The 17803-nt window shown below is 42.4% G+C and carries 16 protein-coding genes; 15 read left to right on the forward strand and 1 reads right to left on the reverse strand.

Going from position 1 to position 17803, the window contains the following annotated elements; translation table 11 throughout:
- Positions 1–8: 8 nt before the first annotated feature.
- The 11 genes from D9X91_RS01890 (at position 9) to deoC (ending at position 13246) form a co-directional block, all read left to right on the forward strand.
- A complete protein-coding gene (locus D9X91_RS01890) occupies positions 9–341 on the forward strand; it encodes a DUF3679 domain-containing protein (protein WP_158598211.1) in 333 nt (110 codons plus the stop codon).
- A gap of 627 nt (positions 342–968) precedes the next feature.
- Positions 969–2804 (forward strand): translation elongation factor 4, encoded by a 1836-nt coding sequence (gene lepA, locus D9X91_RS01895; protein ID WP_121678855.1) that lies wholly within the window; start codon positions 969–971, stop codon positions 2802–2804.
- A gap of 87 nt (positions 2805–2891) precedes the next feature.
- A complete protein-coding gene (gene hemW, locus D9X91_RS01900; RefSeq protein ID WP_121678856.1) occupies positions 2892–4028 on the forward strand; it encodes a radical SAM family heme chaperone HemW in 1137 nt (378 codons plus the stop codon).
- 85 nt (positions 4029–4113) lie between these two features.
- Positions 4114–5145, forward strand: a complete 1032-nt coding sequence (gene hrcA / locus D9X91_RS01905) for a heat-inducible transcriptional repressor HrcA (RefSeq protein WP_121678857.1) — start codon at positions 4114–4116, stop codon at positions 5143–5145.
- A gap of 195 nt (positions 5146–5340) precedes the next feature.
- The gene (grpE, locus tag D9X91_RS01910) at positions 5341–5919 is read left to right on the forward strand and encodes a nucleotide exchange factor GrpE (RefSeq protein WP_121678858.1); all 579 of its coding nucleotides are present in this window, start codon (positions 5341–5343) and stop codon (positions 5917–5919) included.
- 35 nt (positions 5920–5954) lie between these two features.
- Positions 5955–7784, forward strand: coding sequence for a molecular chaperone DnaK (gene dnaK / locus D9X91_RS01915; protein ID WP_121678859.1), 1830 nt, complete (start codon positions 5955–5957; stop codon positions 7782–7784).
- Positions 7785–7950: 166 nt separating this feature from the next.
- Entirely contained in the window at positions 7951–9084 is a 1134-nt protein-coding gene (dnaJ, locus tag D9X91_RS01920) for a molecular chaperone DnaJ (protein ID WP_121678860.1), read from the forward strand.
- Between the two features lie 26 nt (positions 9085–9110).
- The gene (gene prmA, locus D9X91_RS01925) at positions 9111–10049 is read left to right on the forward strand and encodes a 50S ribosomal protein L11 methyltransferase (protein WP_121678861.1); all 939 of its coding nucleotides are present in this window, start codon (positions 9111–9113) and stop codon (positions 10047–10049) included.
- 26 nt (positions 10050–10075) lie between these two features.
- On the forward strand, positions 10076–10828 hold the full coding sequence (locus D9X91_RS01930; protein ID WP_121678862.1) for a 16S rRNA (uracil(1498)-N(3))-methyltransferase: 753 nt from the start codon (positions 10076–10078) through the stop codon (positions 10826–10828).
- A 5-nt stretch (positions 10829–10833) separates the two neighbouring features.
- Entirely contained in the window at positions 10834–12192 is a 1359-nt protein-coding gene (mtaB, locus tag D9X91_RS01935; RefSeq protein ID WP_121678863.1) for a tRNA (N(6)-L-threonylcarbamoyladenosine(37)-C(2))-methylthiotransferase MtaB, read from the forward strand.
- Positions 12193–12574: 382 nt separating this feature from the next.
- Positions 12575–13246, forward strand: coding sequence for a deoxyribose-phosphate aldolase (deoC, locus tag D9X91_RS01940; RefSeq protein WP_121678864.1), 672 nt, complete (start codon positions 12575–12577; stop codon positions 13244–13246).
- 58 nt (positions 13247–13304) lie between these two features.
- Here the strand turns inward: deoC and D9X91_RS01945 are convergent, their stop codons facing one another.
- Positions 13305–14216, reverse strand: a complete 912-nt coding sequence (locus D9X91_RS01945; protein ID WP_325050487.1) for a Na/Pi symporter — start codon at positions 14214–14216, stop codon at positions 13305–13307.
- Between the two features lie 260 nt (positions 14217–14476).
- On the opposite strand from D9X91_RS01945, the gene rpsU reads away from it, so the two are divergent.
- From rpsU to floA, 4 genes are all read left to right on the forward strand, one after another.
- The gene (rpsU, locus tag D9X91_RS01950; RefSeq protein WP_100331614.1) at positions 14477–14650 is read left to right on the forward strand and encodes a 30S ribosomal protein S21; all 174 of its coding nucleotides are present in this window, start codon (positions 14477–14479) and stop codon (positions 14648–14650) included.
- Positions 14651–14664: 14 nt separating this feature from the next.
- Positions 14665–15111 carry a GatB/YqeY domain-containing protein gene (locus D9X91_RS01955; protein ID WP_121678865.1) on the forward strand — a complete coding sequence of 149 codons (447 nt, stop codon included), beginning with the start codon at positions 14665–14667 and terminating at the stop codon, positions 15109–15111.
- Positions 15112–15247: 136 nt separating this feature from the next.
- A complete protein-coding gene (locus D9X91_RS01960) occupies positions 15248–16597 on the forward strand; it encodes an NfeD family protein (protein WP_121678866.1) in 1350 nt (449 codons plus the stop codon).
- A 201-nt stretch (positions 16598–16798) separates the two neighbouring features.
- On the forward strand, positions 16799–17800 hold the full coding sequence (floA, locus tag D9X91_RS01965; protein ID WP_121679014.1) for a flotillin-like protein FloA: 1002 nt from the start codon (positions 16799–16801) through the stop codon (positions 17798–17800).
- Positions 17801–17803 lie beyond the last annotated feature (3 nt).

The following is a 17803-nucleotide window of genomic DNA, read 5'->3' on the forward strand; positions in this document are numbered from 1 at the left end:
TGATGAACATGAGAATGTTTTTATTGAAATGTGTATTGCTGGTTTCCCTGCTTTTCATTGCCGTCCTCATGGGGATGGAGAAAGCGAATGAAGGCATGCAGCATTTAAAAGGAAACGGGAGCGGAATCGAAGCCCCTTTGACGGTCAAGCAAAAGGACAACGGGGAGGTTCAGGCCAGTGTATTGGGAAAAGACCTATCCTCGTCAGATATTGAAGGGAAAAGGAAAAAGCTTGAGGAGATGAAGACATTCAACCTTTTTTCTGCGATCGGCAAAACATTGGCCGATTTGATCACCGGCTTGACTGAAAAACTGATCGATCTGGTCGCATCCTTTATTTAGGCCGTACACTATTGTTGCTTTATTAAACGCTCTTTTCGTAAGGGTTATTGCTATTCATTAAAGGTTGGATAAGGTTGATTTCCGCTGCAGGATGCTCGCTGCCGAGGGGACTCACACGAAGTGAGGTCGTTCGATGTTGGCACAAGACAAGGAAAGCTTTGACAGCGACACATCGCACGAAGAAAAATTCCTAGCATTTTTCGGGGACGTGCCGAACTTAATCGAACATCCGCCTTACATCTCCTCGCTCCGGGGTCTCACCTGTCTAGCTCCAGGGCTTAAGGGCTCGAGATATTGTGGCTCCTGGGCAAAGCCCTGCAGCTTTTCCAACTGGCCCGCTGATCCCTCCGTAGTCTCGCACCTTCAGCTCCAATCAACAACATATGATGAGTTATTTTAAGAAAAACTGTTGAAAACAACAATCTTTGAGAACAGAGCTTTATTAAAAGAGGTTTTGTTATTAAAACAGCATTCAATGAGGTGTGAGGCACGCTGATGGAGTGTGCCTTTTTTATTTGGCCCTTTGCTTCCACCGCTGACATTTCACTTTTCATTGAATCTTCCATTTCGTGCTGATATAATCAACAATAGTGTACATGTGTCGATAAAACAGGAGTGAAACAATTAATGAATCGTGAAGAAAAGTTAAAAAGACAAGAAAAAATCCGTAACTTCTCGATTATTGCGCATATCGACCATGGAAAATCAACATTGGCTGATCGAATTCTTGAAAGAACAAATGCCCTTACCTCGAGGGAAATGAAAAATCAGCTGCTTGATTCCATGGATCTTGAGCGCGAGCGTGGAATTACGATTAAATTAAATGCTGTTCAATTAACCTATAAGGCAAAGGATGGAGAAGAATATATTTTCCATTTGATTGATACACCAGGGCATGTCGATTTTACATATGAAGTGTCCAGAAGCTTGGCTGCCTGTGAAGGAGCGGTGCTTGTCGTGGATGCAGCACAGGGAATCGAAGCCCAAACCCTTGCCAATGTGTATTTGGCCCTTGACAATGACCTTGAAATCATGCCGGTCATCAACAAAATTGATTTGCCTGCCGCAGAACCTGAGCGTGTTCGCCAGGAAATCGAGGATGTCATCGGATTGGATGCCTCTGACGCCGTACTTGCTTCTGCTAAGGCTGGAATCGGGATCGAAGAGATCCTGGAGCAAGTGGTCAAAACGGTCCCTGCGCCGCAGGGGGATCCGGATGCTCCATTGAAAGCATTAATTTTTGATTCGCTATACGATTCCTATCGTGGAGTCGTTGCTTATATCCGTGTCGTTGAAGGTACGGTGAAAGTCGGCGATAAAGTCAAAATGATGGCGACAGGGAAAGAATTCGAAGTGACTGAAGTGGGCGTATTCACGCCTAAAGCGGTAATGAAGGACGAATTGACTGTCGGGGATGTCGGCTTTTTGACTGCATCTATCAAAAATGTCGGAGATACTCGCGTCGGTGATACAATCACAAGCTCGAAAAATCCAGCGGACAGCCCTCTTCCAGGCTACCGCAAATTAAATCCTATGGTTTATTGCGGCTTGTATCCGATTGATTCCGCAAAGTTCAACGATCTTCGTGAAGCGCTTGAAAAACTCGAATTGAATGATTCTGCCCTTCAATTTGAACCTGAAACTTCACAGGCGTTAGGTTTTGGTTTCCGATGCGGCTTCCTTGGACTCCTTCATATGGAGATCATCCAAGAAAGGATCGAACGGGAATTCAAGATCGATTTAATTACAACTGCACCGAGCGTTATCTATAAAGTAACCTTGACGGATGAAACTGAAATAAACGTCGACAATCCTTCCAATATGCCTGATCCGCAAAAAATCGATCGTGTGGAAGAACCTTATGTAAAAGCTACAATGATGGTTCCGAATGATTTCGTAGGACCAGTCATGGAACTATGCCAGGCAAAACGGGGCAATTTCATCGATATGCAATATATGGATGAAACAAGGGTCAACGTGATATATGAAATTCCATTGGCTGAAATTGTCTACGACTTTTTCGATCAGTTGAAATCCAATACAAAAGGCTATGCATCATTTGATTATGAGTTGATTGGATATCAACCATCAAAACTCGTGAAAATGGATATTCTTTTGAACAATGAAAAAGTGGATGCTCTTAGCTTTATTGTTCATAAAGATTTTGCTTACGAACGAGGGAAAATCATTGTAGAGAAATTAAAAGAATTAATTCCGCGCCAGCAATTTGAAGTGCCTGTCCAAGCGGCTGTCGGACAAAAAATTGTTGCTCGTTCGACCATCAAGGCGATGCGCAAAAATGTTCTGGCTAAATGCTATGGGGGAGATATATCCCGTAAACGCAAACTCTTGGAGAAGCAAAAAGAGGGTAAAAAGCGGATGAAGCAAGTCGGTTCTGTCGAAGTTCCGCAGGAAGCATTTATGGCTGTGTTGAAAATGGACGATCAAAACAACTCAAAATAATACCGGCGATAAGGGGGAGTAGCTTGGTGAAACCAAGAGAAGCTGCTCCTTTTTATTATGAAGCTGCATGTAAGGTGGAAAATCAAGATGATTAACTCTGCATATATTCACATCCCTTTCTGTCACCACATCTGTCATTATTGCGATTTCAATAAATTCTTCTTTCAAGGGCAGCCGGTGGATGAGTATTTGGATGCACTAAAAAAAGAAATGGAATTGAGCTTGGAAGCCGATCCAACACAACGCCTTCAAACTGTCTTTGTAGGAGGAGGTACTCCAACGGCTCTAAATGAAAAACAATTGGGCCAGTTGTGCTTAAATATTGAGGAGACGCTGCCATTCAGTGAAGGCGAATATACTTTTGAAGCCAATCCTGGTGATTTAACGTTGGAAAAGTTGAAGCTGTTGAAATCATTTGGAGTCAATCGATTAAGTTACGGCGTCCAGTCCTTCAATGATGAACTTCTCAAAAAAATCGGGAGGTCCCACCAGGCTAAGGACGTGTATCATTCCATCGATAACGCACAGAAAGCAGGCTTTGAAAACATCAGCATCGATTTGATCTACAGTCTGCCCGGGCAAACAATGGGGGATTTTGAAGCGACCATAGATGAAGCCCTTCAGTTTCAGCTTCCTCATTACTCGGGATACTCGTTGATTGTAGAACCCAAAACCGTCTTCTACAACTTGATGCAAAAAGGAAAGCTGAATCTGCCGACGGAAGATGCTGAGGCGGGCATGTACGAGCTTCTGATGGAAAAAATGGATCAACATGGATTGAAGCAATATGAAATCAGCAATTTTTCTAAATCCGGCTATGAAAGCAGACATAATCTCGTGTACTGGAATAATGAAGAATACTATGGATTTGGTGCCGGCGCGCACAGCTATGTCAATGGGTGGAGGAAAGCTAACTTTGGACCTCTAAAAAAATATATGGGGCCGATCCTTGAGGGGAATCTTCCATTTATCGAAGAACATTTAGTCTCTGATGCTGAAAGAATGGAAGAAGAGATCTTTCTAGGTCTTAGAAAAGTGGAAGGTGTATCTTTAAGCAAATTTGAACAAAAATATGGACAAAAGCTTTTAGACGTATTTAAGACCCCGATAGAGGAAATGCTGGAGAAACAAATGTTGGAAGTGAACGCGAGCCACCTTCGCCTGACAAAAAAAGGCCGTTTTCTAGGCAATGAAGTTTTCCAGGCATTTTTGGGGGTAATCTAAATCATTGACATCATTTTCGCATTTTGATAATTTATTATTAGAATTAGCACTCGACATTTCAGAGTGCTAACAGAGGTGATGTTTGTTGCTTACGGATCGACAATTATTCATATTGCAAGTAATCGTAGATGATTTTATTCGATCAGCACAACCTGTCGGCTCTCGTTCCCTTTCCAAGAAAGAGGAAATAACATTCAGTTCTGCAACGATTCGAAATGAAATGGCGGACTTGGAGGACCTGGGTTTTATTGAGAAGACCCATACCTCATCAGGAAGGGTGCCGTCAGAGAAAGGCTACAGGTTTTATGTGGATCATCTTTTATCGCCGCAAAAACTTAATTCAAAGGATATTGGGATCATCCGTTCAATTTTTGCAGAAAAAATATACGAGATGGAAAAAATCGTTCAAAATTCCGCAAAGATATTATCGGAACTAACCAATTATACTTCCATTGTATTGGGGCCGGAATTAAAAGAGAATCGTTTAAAGAAGCTGCAAATTGTCCCTTTGAATTCTGAAACTGCAATCGCGATCATCGTTACCGATACTGGCCATGTGGAAAATAGGATGTTCAACATCCCAACGGGCTTGGACTCTGGTGGTATAGAAAAAATGGTCAATATTTTGAATGACAGACTGATGGGAATCCCTTTAGTCGATTTGAAAGATAAGATTTATAAGGAAGTTGCCCATATTTTAAAGCAGCACATTCAAAACTATGATTCCATTTTGGAAACAATCGGTGATACTTTGAGCGTTCAAAAGCATGAAAAAATCTTTTTCGGCGGCAAAACGAATATGCTCAATCAGCCGGAATTCAATGATGTTCAAAAGGTGCGCTCCATCTTAAACATGATTGAACAGGAACAAGGGCTTTATGAGTTGTTCAAAAAGACTCCTAAAGGGATCCATGTAAAAATCGGAAAAGAAAATCAAAATATAACAACTGAAAATGTAAGCATAATAACGGCTACTTATTCCATGGGGGATGAGCAGCTTGGAAAAATCGCTATCCTTGGTCCGACAAGAATGGAATATTCACGGGTTATCAGCCTACTGGATTTCTTGACGCATGATATGTCCCAGGCACTCACAAAGCTGTATCAAAGCGAATGATTGTGGACATATTGATAGAGATAATTACAGGCTGATTTCAGTGGTTGAAACAAAAGCTCTCTTAAGAAAAAGGTGCCTTGTTAGCTCTGGTTAACAGCACCAATGGAGCGAATTTCCGCAGAAATCAGCTATGTTTTTGTATCCCCTTCATTGTGGGCTTGGACAGTTTTAAAGTATTTTAAGGAGGTGAAGACAATGGCAGAAAACAACAAACATACAGAAGAGATGAATGAAAACGCAGAGGCGGTTGAAGAGATCTTTGATGAAACCGGAGCAGTTGAATCAACTGAGGAAACCATTTCTGAAGATGTTTCCGTAGAAGGTGCTTCAGAACTCGAGGAACTTCAACAAAAGCTTGAAGAATCCGAAAATCGTTATGTAAGACTGCGTGCAGATTTTGAAAACTTCCGTCGCCGAGTGAATTTGGATAAAGAGGCGAGTGAAAAATATAGAGCGCAAAGCTTGGTCTCGGACCTGCTTCCAGCCATTGACAACTTTGAACGCGCGCTGCAAATGGCGCCAGAGGATGAGAAGTCTAAATCTTTATTGCAAGGAATGGAAATGGTTTACAGAAGCTTGTTGGATGCTTTGAAAAAAGAAGGGGTGGAAGTAATCGAATCAGTGGGCAACGAATTTGATCCCCATCTACACCAAGCTGTTATGCAAGTCGAGGATTCAGAAGCCGGCTCAAACGTGGTGGTTGAAGAATTCCAAAAAGGGTATAAATTGAAAGATCGTGTAATCCGGCCGTCAATGGTCAAGGTCAGTCAATAAATACAATACATATTGAAACAAGGAGGAAAACAGCAATGAGCAAAATTATCGGTATTGACTTAGGTACAACAAACTCATGCGTAGCCGTTCTTGAGGGCGGGGAAGCAAAAGTAATTCCCAATCCGGAAGGAAATCGTACGACACCTTCCGTTGTTTCATTCAAAAATGGCGAGCGCCAAGTAGGTGAAGTGGCAAAGCGTCAAGCAATTACAAATCCTAACACAATCATTTCCGTCAAAAGACATATGGGTACAGACCATAAAATCGAAGCGGAAGGAAAAGACTACACTCCACAAGAAATTTCTGCGATGATCCTTCAATATTTGAAGTCATATGCTGAAGATTATTTAGGAGAAAAAGTAGAAAAAGCAGTCATTACAGTACCAGCGTATTTCAATGATGCTGAGCGCCAGGCTACAAAAGATGCGGGTAAAATTGCAGGATTGGAAGTTGAACGGATCATCAACGAACCAACTGCTGCGGCATTGGCATATGGTATGGATAAAACAGATGAAGATCAAACAATTTTAGTTTATGACCTAGGCGGAGGTACATTTGACGTATCCATCCTGGAGCTTGGCGATGGAGTATTCGAAGTACGCTCAACTGCTGGGGATAATCGTCTTGGCGGAGATGACTTCGACCAAGTCATCATCGACTATTTGGTTCAAGAATTCAAAAAGGAAAATGGCATTGATCTTTCCAAAGATAAAATGGCGCTTCAACGCTTGAAGGATGCAGCAGAAAAAGCAAAAAAAGATCTTTCTGGTGTAACATCCACTCAAATTTCCCTGCCATTCATCACTGCAGGTGAAGCAGGTCCATTGCATTTGGAAATCAATTTGACTCGCGCTAAGTTTGACGAGATTTCTGCAAGCTTGGTCGAGAGAACAATGGGGCCAACTCGCCAAGCCCTCAAGGATGCAGGCATGTCTCCATCTGATATTGATAAAGTAATCCTTGTCGGCGGATCTACCCGTATCCCGGCAGTACAAGATGCCATCAAGAAAGAAGTAGGAAAAGATCCCCATAAAGGCGTCAACCCTGATGAAGTAGTTGCGATGGGTGCAGCGATCCAAGGTGGAGTCCTCACCGGAGATGTAAAAGATGTAGTCTTACTGGACGTAACTCCGTTATCATTGGGAATCGAAACGATGGGTGCCGTATTCACAAAACTGATCGAACGCAATACGACGATCCCGACTTCAAAATCACAAGTATTCTCGACTGCTGCAGACAATCAAACAGCTGTAGACATTCACGTACTTCAAGGTGAGCGTCCGATGGCATCCGACAATAAAACGCTTGGCCGTTTCCAATTGTCTGATATTCCTCCAGCTCCTCGTGGAGTGCCGCAAATCGAAGTCAAATTTGATATCGACAAAAACGGTATCGTGAATGTCAGCGCCAAAGATCTTGGCACAGGCAAAGAACAAAACATCACCATCAAATCTTCTTCCGGACTTTCCGAGGATGAAGTAGAACGCATGGTTAAAGAAGCTGAAGAAAATGCTGACGCAGATAAAAAACGCAAAGAAGAAGTAGAACTAAAAAATGAAGCGGATCAATTAGTTTTCCAAACTGAAAAAACGTTGAAAGACCTTGAAGGCAAGGTGGAAGAAGAAGAAGTCAAAAAAGCAGAAGCTGCCAAGGAAGAATTGAAAGCAGCAATCGAAAAGAATGATTTAGAAGAAATCCGCCAAAAGAAAGATGCACTACAAGAAATTGTTCAAAATCTTTCCATGAAGCTTTACGAAGAAGCCCAAAAACAGGCTGAAGCACAGCAAGGTGCAAACGGAGGCCAAGAAGGCGGAAAAGATGATGTCGTGGACGCTGAATATGAAGAAGTAAATGACGACAAATAATCATTATTAAACAAAATCGTTGAACGATAAAGTCAAAGTCAGGTCATTCTTGGCTTTGGCTTTTTCTTTGAGAGATTTTTGCAGGGGGAATCCCTTTTATTCTTGCAAGACATTTTACCACAATGTTAAAATAATCTTTATGTGAATCGAGTCGGGAGTGTGTTTTATGAGTAAACGGGACTTTTATGATGTATTGGGGCTCTCAAAGGGAGCCAGTAAAGATGAAATAAAAAAAGCATATAGAAAGCTTTCAAAAAAATACCATCCGGATATCAACCAGGAAGCTGATGCAGCTGAAAAATTTAAAGAAATCAAAGAAGCCTATGAGGTATTGTCAGACGATCAAAAACGTGCGCATTATGATCAGTTTGGACATACTGATCCAAATCAAGGCTTCGGTGGTTTCGGTGGATCGGACTTTGGCGGCGGCGGGTTCGGCGGCTTTGAAGATATTTTCAATACATTCTTTGGCGGCGGCGGTTCCAGAAGGCGTGATCCAAATGCACCTAGACAAGGAGCCGATCTCCAATATACGATGACACTATCTTTCGAAGATGCGGTATTCGGCAAGGAAACCGACATTGAAATTCCTAGGGAAGAAACTTGCGAAACGTGTCATGGGTCTGGTGCCAAGCCTGGAACTAAGCCTGAAACATGTTCACACTGCCAAGGAACAGGGCAGCTGAATGAGGAGCAGAATACACCATTTGGACGAATCGTCAATCGCAGGGTCTGCCATTACTGCCAGGGAACAGGGAAACAGATTAAAGATAAATGTTCGACATGCGGTGGAGCCGGAAAAGTGAAAAAACGCAGAAAAATCAATGTGAAGATCCCGGCTGGCATCGATGATGGTCAACAGCTGCGTGTCACTGGCCAAGGAGAACCAGGAGTAAATGGAGGTCCTTCAGGAGATCTTTATGTAGTCTTCCATGTTCGTTCCCATGAATTCTTTGAACGCGATGGTGATGACATTTATTGCGAAATGCCAATTACCTTCGTTCAATCCGCATTGGGAGATGAAATTGAAGTACCTACGCTGCATGGCAAAGTGAAGTTGAAGGTTCCTGCAGGGACACAGACAGGCACGCGTTTCAGATTGAAAGGCAAAGGAGTGCCGAATGTACGAGGCTATGGCGTTGGAGATCAGCATATCAAGGTCAAAGTAGTGACACCGACGAAAATGAACGAAAAACAGAAACAGCTTTTGAGAGAATTTGCTGACCTCAGTGGTCAAGTTTTGGATGAACATCAGGAGAGTTTCTTTGACAAAGTAAAACGAGCTTTTAAAGGTGAATAAATAACGGGAACGGAGTTGGTAGATGCATGAAATGGTCAGAAATCAGCATACACACTACGAATGAGGCCATTGAACCTATTTCAAATATTCTTCACGAGGCAGGCGCGAGCGGTGTAGTCATAGAGGATCCTTTCGAATTGGAGAAAGAAAGGGAAGATCAATTCGGTGAAATCTATCAACTCAATCCTGGAGATTACCCTGAAGAAGGGGTCATTGTAAAAGCTTATTTGCCAGTCAACAGCTTTCTTGGCGAGACGGTGGAAGAAATAAAACAAGCGATTACGAATTTGGTGAAATTCAATATCGATATCGGTTTGAATCAGGTTACAATCAGCGAGGTCAATGAAGAGGAATGGGCCACTGCTTGGAAAAAGTACTATAATCCTGTGAAGATTTCAAAAAAATTCACAATCGTCCCTACTTGGGAAGACTATCAGCCAGTCAACAGTGACGAGCTCATAATCGAACTTGACCCTGGGATGGCTTTTGGGACGGGAACCCATCCAACAACGGTTATGTGCATTCAAGCGTTGGAAAGGACTGTGAAAAAAGGAGATTTCGTCATTGATGTCGGAACGGGCTCCGGCGTCTTGAGCATTGCTGCGGCAATGCTGGGGGCATCCGAAGTGAAAGCGTTGGATTTAGACGAAGTTGCGGTAAATGCAGCAAGATTGAATACGAAATTGAACAAGGTGCATGATGTCGTTTCTGTAACACAAAATAACCTGCTCAATGAAATGGAATTACAAGCAGATGTTGTCGTGGCAAATATTCTCGCTGAAGTTATTCTGCTCTTCACAAACGATGCAGCAAAGAATTTGAAAAAAGGCGGATATTTTATTGCTTCAGGCATCATCCAGCAAAAAAAACAACAAGTAAAAGATGCTATCATCGAAGCTGGGTTATCGATCGAGGAAACGATGCTTATGGAAGATTGGGTAGCGATCATTGCTAAAAAGAATTAAGTTAAATATTTTCAGGGGTGACTTTGATGCAGCGGTATTTTCTCGATGAACCATATAGAGGTGAAGGGCCGATCACTTTGGAAGGTGAGCATTTTCACCATATTTCCAGGGTGATGAGAATGAAAGAGGGAGATGCATTTTATACTGTGTTTCCCAATCGTGATGCTGCAAAGGCAGTGATTGAAAATATTACAAATGACCAGGTCATTGCATCCATTGTAGAATGGGAGAAAGGGACCAATGAGCTCCCCGTCGATGTGACAATAGCGAGCGGATTGCCAAAAGGGGATAAATTAGAGCTTATCATTCAAAAAGGGACCGAACTCGGTGCAGCGGAATTTGTCCCTTTTATGGCAGATCGCTCCATTGTGAAATTGGACGAAAAAAAAGCCGGGAAAAAGACGGAGAGATGGAACAAGATAGCGTTGGAAGCTGCAGAGCAATCACATCGTCATTCAGTTCCTCTCGTCCATTCCCCTGTCTCGTTCAAGCTGCTTCTTGATATGAGCAAGAAATTTGACTATAAGGTCGTAGCTTACGAAGAAGAAGGAAAAAAAGGCGAGAAATCGAACTTTGCCAAGTTTCTTACTGAAATGGACCAGGGCAAAAATGTCATGATCGTCTTTGGGCCGGAAGGTGGCCTGAGCGACAAAGAGATAACAGTATTTGAATCCAATGGATTTACCGTATGTGGTTTGGGACCAAGGATATTAAGAACGGAAACGGCGCCTTTATATGCATTATCAGCCATTTCTTATCAATTTGAGTTATTGAGGTGAAAAAAATGCCATCAGTTGCATTCCATACACTTGGATGTAAAGTGAATCATTATGAAACTGAAGCTATTTGGCAGTTGTTTAAATCTAGAGGGTACGAGCGTGTTGAATTTGAATCAACATCCGATGTTTATGTCATCAATACTTGTACCGTTACAAATACCGGCGATAAAAAAAGTCGTCAGGTCATTCGAAGGGCTATCCGTAAAAATCCTGATGCAGTCATTTGCGTTACTGGATGCTATGCACAGACTTCCCCTGCAGAAATCATGGCCATTCCCGGGGTTGATGTAGTGGTCGGGACTCAAGACCGGGTGAAAATGCTTGACTATATCGAGCAATATAAAGAAGAACGTCAGCCCATCAATGGTGTCGGCAATATCATGAAAAACCGTGTTTATGAAGAGTTGGATGTCCCTGCTTTCACAGACCGAACAAGAGCATCCTTGAAAATTCAGGAAGGCTGCAACAATTTCTGTACTTTCTGCATCATTCCATGGGCTCGCGGGCTGATGAGATCTCGTGATCCCAAGGAAGTAGTTCGCCAAGCTCAACAGCTGGTTGATGCAGGCTATAAAGAGATCGTCTTGACCGGCATCCATACTGGCGGATATGGGGAAGATATGAAGGATTATAATCTTGCCCAGCTTTTAAGGGATATCGAGAAAAATGTAAAAGGCGTCAAACGCCTGCGCATTTCATCGATCGAAGCAAGCCAATTGTCGGATGAAGTAATCGAGGTCATCGATCAATCGAATATTGTGGTACGGCACTTGCACGTCCCCCTTCAATCAGGCTCCAATACAGTTTTAAAACGGATGCGGAGAAAATATACGATGGAGTTCTTTGGTGAGAGGTTAAATATGCTCAAAAAGGCACTCCCTGGCCTTGCAGTTACATCCGATGTGATTGTAGGATTCCCAGGTGAAACAGAAGAAGAGTTCATGGAAACCTATAATTTCATCAAGGAACATAAATTTTCTGAGCTGCATGTATTCCCTTATTCCAAAAGAACGGGAACCCCAGCAGCAAGAATGGATGATCAAGTCGATGAAGAAATCAAAAACGAACGCGTTCATCGTCTGATTAACTTGTCAGATCAGCTCGCAAAGGAATATGCTTCACAATTTGAAGATGAAGTTCTTGAGGTCATACCTGAAGAGCCATTTAAAGAAGATGGAAGCGAAGATTTATACGTCGGCTACACAGATAATTATTTGAAGGTCGTATTCCCTGCTTCCGAAGATATGATCGGCAAGCTTGTAAAGGTGAAAATCACGAAGGCAGGATATCCTTATAACGAGGGACAATTCGTGAGAGTGATGGAAGACCATCATATTGAAGACGAAGAAAGTCATGCTGTTTAGTCATATATTAAAGAGGCTGGGACAAAAATGTTTTAGTCGAAGAAAACCCGAACTATAATCCGAAATCTTTCCATGAAATTCGGATTCGTTCGGGTTTTTCATATTAAAACGTGTTTGTTGTCATCAGCATAATCTAGGTGTTGATTGGAGCGGAAGGTGCGAGATTCCGTAGGGATTAGCGGGCAGGGTGAGACCACGCAGCGCAAATAAACATTGTACCGACTTTGATGAATAGCAACAAAACTTGCGAGAAGAGCCTTCAAAAAAACCTTTCAAACTAAATCCTTCATAAAAAATCTTCAATGGATAAAAATAATATCGAATTTCTTCGAGAAGAATGATATATTAAAGAGGTACGTACAACCGAAAGGAGATTTTTATAATGACTCAAAATATTGCAGGAATGATTGATCATACACATTTAAAGCCAGAGGCAACAAAAGACCAGATTGAAAAGCTGTGCCTTGAAGCAAAAGAATACAAATTCGCATCTGTATGTGTAAATCCTACATGGGTAAGCACAGCATATGAAATTTTAAAAGATACAGATGTAAAGGTTTGCACTGTTATCGGTTTCCCTCTTGGTGCGAATACACCTGAAACGAAAGCATTCGAAACAAAGGATGCAATTGCGAACGGTGCTACTGAAGTGGATATGGTCATTAATATCGGAGCATTAAAAGATGGAAATGACGAATTGGTGGAAAAAGATATACGTGCAGTGGTCGAAGCTTCTAAAGGTAAGGCTTTATCAAAAGTCATCATTGAAACATGTTTGTTGAGCGATGAAGAAAAAGTCCGTGCATGTGAATTATCCGTAAAAGCTGGAGCGGACTATGTGAAAACATCCACTGGTTTTTCTACAGGCGGTTCAACTCCTGAAGATGTTGCACTTATGAGAAAAACTGTTGGTCCCGATATCGGTGTGAAAGCATCCGGAGGAGTAAGAAGCGTAGAAGATGCAGAAAATGTAATCAATGCTGGTGCGACTCGAATCGGTGCAAGCGCAGGCGTGAAAATCGTACAAGGCTTGACAAGCGACTCAGATTATTAATATGATACAAGCTGTTCCACAAACGTTTTTGTTTGCAAGGAACAGCTTTTTTTATTTTTCAATGAACCTTCATGATCAGCCTTCCGAATTTCTCTGCAAAAGGTAAAACCAACAAAGAACAAACAAGATTGTAAATGACGCTGGCATGCGCCAATTGCATGGAAGGGGTTGTTGTAAAAGAAGAGGATATTTCTCCAAGGAGATGAATCATGGGATAAAACAATATTGCTCCCCCGACATTCAGCCATATATGAGCATAGGCTGTCCGCTTCGCCTCTTTATTTGCGCCTACAGCTGCAATCAATCCGGTAATGCATGTTCCAATATTCGCTCCGATCATAAAAGCAATCCCAGATTCCAGGGGAACAATGCCTGCCTGCAAAAAGCTCATCATCATACCTGTTGTAGCTGTACTCGACTGAACGATGGCCGTCAGGATGATACCGAATAACATTGAATATAAAAGATGACGATTCATCAATGAAAAGCCGCTTTGAACAAACTTGTACCCAAACAGGGGCTGGGCAAGCCATTCAAAGCCTCTCATTGCAGTAAAAATCATCCCCAATCCAACCAATACCCATCCAAGACTTTTTAATTTTGGCTGTTTCATCGCCAGAAGGCACGCACCAGCAATAATCGAAGGGATAATGAAAGCATCGATTGGAAACGAAATGAATTCCAATGTGAAAGTAGTCCCGATGTTGGTGCCTAATATAATCCCGATCGACTGGGGAAAGGTCAGGATCCCAGCTGAGACGAATCCGACGGTCATCACCATCACCGCTGAGCTGCTGTGCAAAATACCAGTAGCGACCGTTCCTGCCGCCATGCCTTTTAATGGGGAGGCTGTAAAGGAATGCATCCAGCCTTTTAATTGTTTCCCGGAGAGGTTATATAATCCGATCCTCATCCACGTCATGCCAAGAATAAAACAAACGATGAGCAAACAAAACAGGACAACAAGCATGATCATCACTCCTCCATTCATTTTATGGGGGAATTTTCATGGACATGCCAACTAAAAAGAGGAATTATCCTGTAAAATGTTGACCAATTTATTTCGATATATTATAATTGCAAAGTACATGATTGTTCGTATTGAGTAAAAGTAATTTTGACGGACAAGATGCTGCAAGTATCTTAAATACGATTCTTGCACGTTCTAAGAGGCACATGTCCTCTAAAAGACCATGTACGTGTAGTGTGTTCGGAGGGAGGGAAAGAGAGATGTCAAAAACAGTTGTTCGTAAAAACGAATCGCTTGAAGATGCTCTTCGTCGCTTCAAACGCTCAGTTTCTAAAACAGGAACTTTACAAGAGTACAGAAAGCGCGAATTTTATGAAAAGCCAAGCGTAAAACGCAAGAAAAAGTCTGAAGCTGCCAGAAAACGTAAGTGGTAAGAGAGGGTGTAGTTATGAGTCTTCTCGAACGTTTAAATGAAGATATGAAACAAGCGATGAAGAATAAGGAAAAAGATAAGCTCTCCGTCATTAGGATGATTAAGGCGGCATTGCAGAATGAAGCGATCAAACTTGGTAAACAAGAGTTGACGGAAGACGAAGAGTTGACAGTTCTTTCTCGCGAAGTCAAGCAACGCAAAGACTCCCTTCTGGAATTTGAGAACGCCGGTCGTGAAGATTTGGCGGAAAAAGTTCGCACGGAAATAACTTACGTTGAAATATACATGCCAAAGCAGCTCTCAGAGGAAGAAGTACGTCAATTAGTGGAAGAAACCATTAAGGAAGTAAATGCTTCTTCTAAGGCTGAAATGGGTAAAGTGATGAGTGCCTTAATGCCTAAAGTTAAAGGCAAAGCAGATGGGTCACTCGTGAGCAAACTTGTTCAACAACTTTTAACTTAACATAACTATCAAAAGAGTCGTGGATGATGCTCCGCGGCTCTTTTCTCTTTTTTTCTTTTTTTATTCGAAAATGAAACTATTGTTGAACATAAACGTACATATATTTACCAAAGCTAATTGAGAGAGGGGGGCAAGAATGCGGACTCTTAAATATTTCTTTGCCATGACTGCGTTTCTGATTCTAGCTGGGGTACTTCCGCAGCATGGTCTTAGTAAAACGGACAATAAAGGAGTCTATGTCATACCGATTGAAGGCGAAATTGAAAAAGGATTGACCTCTTTTCTGACAAGGGCGATCCATGAGGCTGAAACCAATCACGCTGATCTCATTATTTTTGATATCGATACACCAGGCGGATCTGTAGAGTCGGCATCGGAAATTGGTAAATTGATTAAAGGCACAGCCGTGAAAAAAACCATTGCATTTGTAGATTCAAGGGCATTGTCTGCCGGTTCTTATATTTCACTGAACGCCAATGAAATATATATGGTCCCAAACGCGACAATGGGCGCATCAGCCATCATCGATCAAAAAGGCAACGCAGCCGGAAAAAAAGCAGAAAGCTATTGGAGGGCTGCAATGAAAAGTGCAGCAGAGCAAAACGGAAGAAATCCTTTGTATGCGGTGGCAATGGCGGATGAAAGTGTTGATTTGCCTAAATATGATGCGGGTAAGGGGGAGCTTTTGACCCTTACGGCCCAGCAGGCAGAAGAGGTGAAGTATTCCGAGGGGACCGTCAAGAATCTGGATGGACTGCTTAAGGAAGTTGGTTTTGCTAATGCAAAAGTTCACCATGTAGACGTAAGCTTTGCCGAAAAATTCGCCCGTTTTTTAACTAATCCGATTGTCGTCCCCATTCTTTTAACTGTTGCAAGCCTTGGTCTTGTCATTGAATTATACTCTCCTGGATTTGGGATTCCAGGTACGATGGGGATTGTATCCTTGGTGCTGTTTTTCTATGGGCATCTGGTAGCGGGACTTGCAGGATACGAATCGATCGTCTTGTTTATCATAGGAATCGTTCTCATTGTACTCGAATTTTTCCTTCCAGGTGCCGTTGCGGGGATATTGGGCATCGCGGCAGTGCTTGGAAGCTTATTTTTAGCATCTGGGAATGTGAAATATATGGGTATATCAATTTTGATAGCAATCACGATTACGATTATCGGAATGGTTGTGATGGTCAAAGTGTTTGGGAAAAAAATGAAGCTCTTCAAGAAAATCATTCTCTCGGATTCCACGAATACAGAAAGCGGATATGTTTCCAATGTCAATCGACTTGAACTGATCGGCCGCATCGGATTAACAAAAACACCTTTGCGTCCTTCCGGAACGATCATGATCGATGATGAAAGGATCGATGCAGTGAGTGAGGGCGGCTATATCGGCAAAGATGTCAGTGTAATCGTCATGAAAGTAGAAGGATCTCGGATAATCGTTAGAGAAACATTACAAAAAGAATCGCCCGCATCCCGTGATGGGTAAATGACACCATGGTATGAAAAGCTTTTTTTGAAAGGCTTTGTTAATGCTTATTGTTGATATAAGCTCTCTCCAGCTGTTGATTGGAGTGCAAGTCGAAGACTCCGGCCCGCCTGCGGAAAGAGAAGACTTGCGTGGAAATCAACAGCGGTGTTTAACAGATTCTTTTGAAAAGAAAAAAATTAGAGGAGGAGAAAAATGGTCATGGACGCTAGTATGATTTTAATCTTATTGGCTATTGCTGTAGGAATTATTGTTTTAGCAATTCTGTTTACATTTGTTCCCGTGATGCTATGGATTTCGGCATTGGCAGCAGGGGTGAAGATAAGCATTTTCACATTAATCGGAATGAGGCTTCGACGCGTTATACCAAACCGAGTAATCAATCCGTTGATCAAAGCTTCCAAGGCAGGGATCAATGTTACAATCAATCAATTGGAAAGCCATTATCTGGCCGGGGGGAATGTCGACCGGGTTGTAAATGCTTTGATTGCGGCACATCGTGCAAATATTGAACTTTCTTTCGAAAGATGCGCAGCGATTGATCTCGCAGGACGTAATGTACTGGAAGCCGTTCAGATGAGTGTAAATCCTAAAGTGATCGAAACTCCGTTTATTGCAGGGGTTGCCATGAATGGGATTGAAGTGAAAGCAAAAGCAAGAATCACCGTACGAGCCAATATCGAGAGGCTGGTAGGGGGGGCAGGAGAAGAAACGGTCATTGCCCGGGTAGGTGAAGGTATAGTAAGTACGATCGGTTCTTCTGATAACCACAAAAAGGTGCTTGAAAATCCAGATCTGATTTCACAAACAGTTTTAACGAAAGGATTGGATGCCGGGACCGCTTTTGAAATACTTTCAATCGATATTGCGGATGTTGATATCGGCAAGAATATCGGTGCCGAGCTACAAACAGAGCAGGCTGAAGCAGATAAAAATATCGCTCAGGCAAAGGCTGAGGAACGTCGGGCTATGGCTGTAGCAAGTGAACAGGAAATGAAAGCGCGTGTGCAAGAGATGCGGGCTAAAGTGGTTGAAGCTGAAGCGAAAGTGCCGTTGGCCATGGCAGAGGCGCTGCGTTCAGGCAATATAGGTGTTATGGATTATATGAACTTTAAAAACATCGATGCTGACACAGACATGAGAGGCTCCATTGGGAAAATGACCGGGGACAAAAAAGATAAGAATACAGATTCGAACAACTGAGTG

The sequence above is a fragment of the Falsibacillus albus genome (assembly GCF_003668575.1).
Classification (GTDB): Bacteria; Bacillota; Bacilli; order Bacillales; family DSM-25281; genus Falsibacillus; species Falsibacillus albus.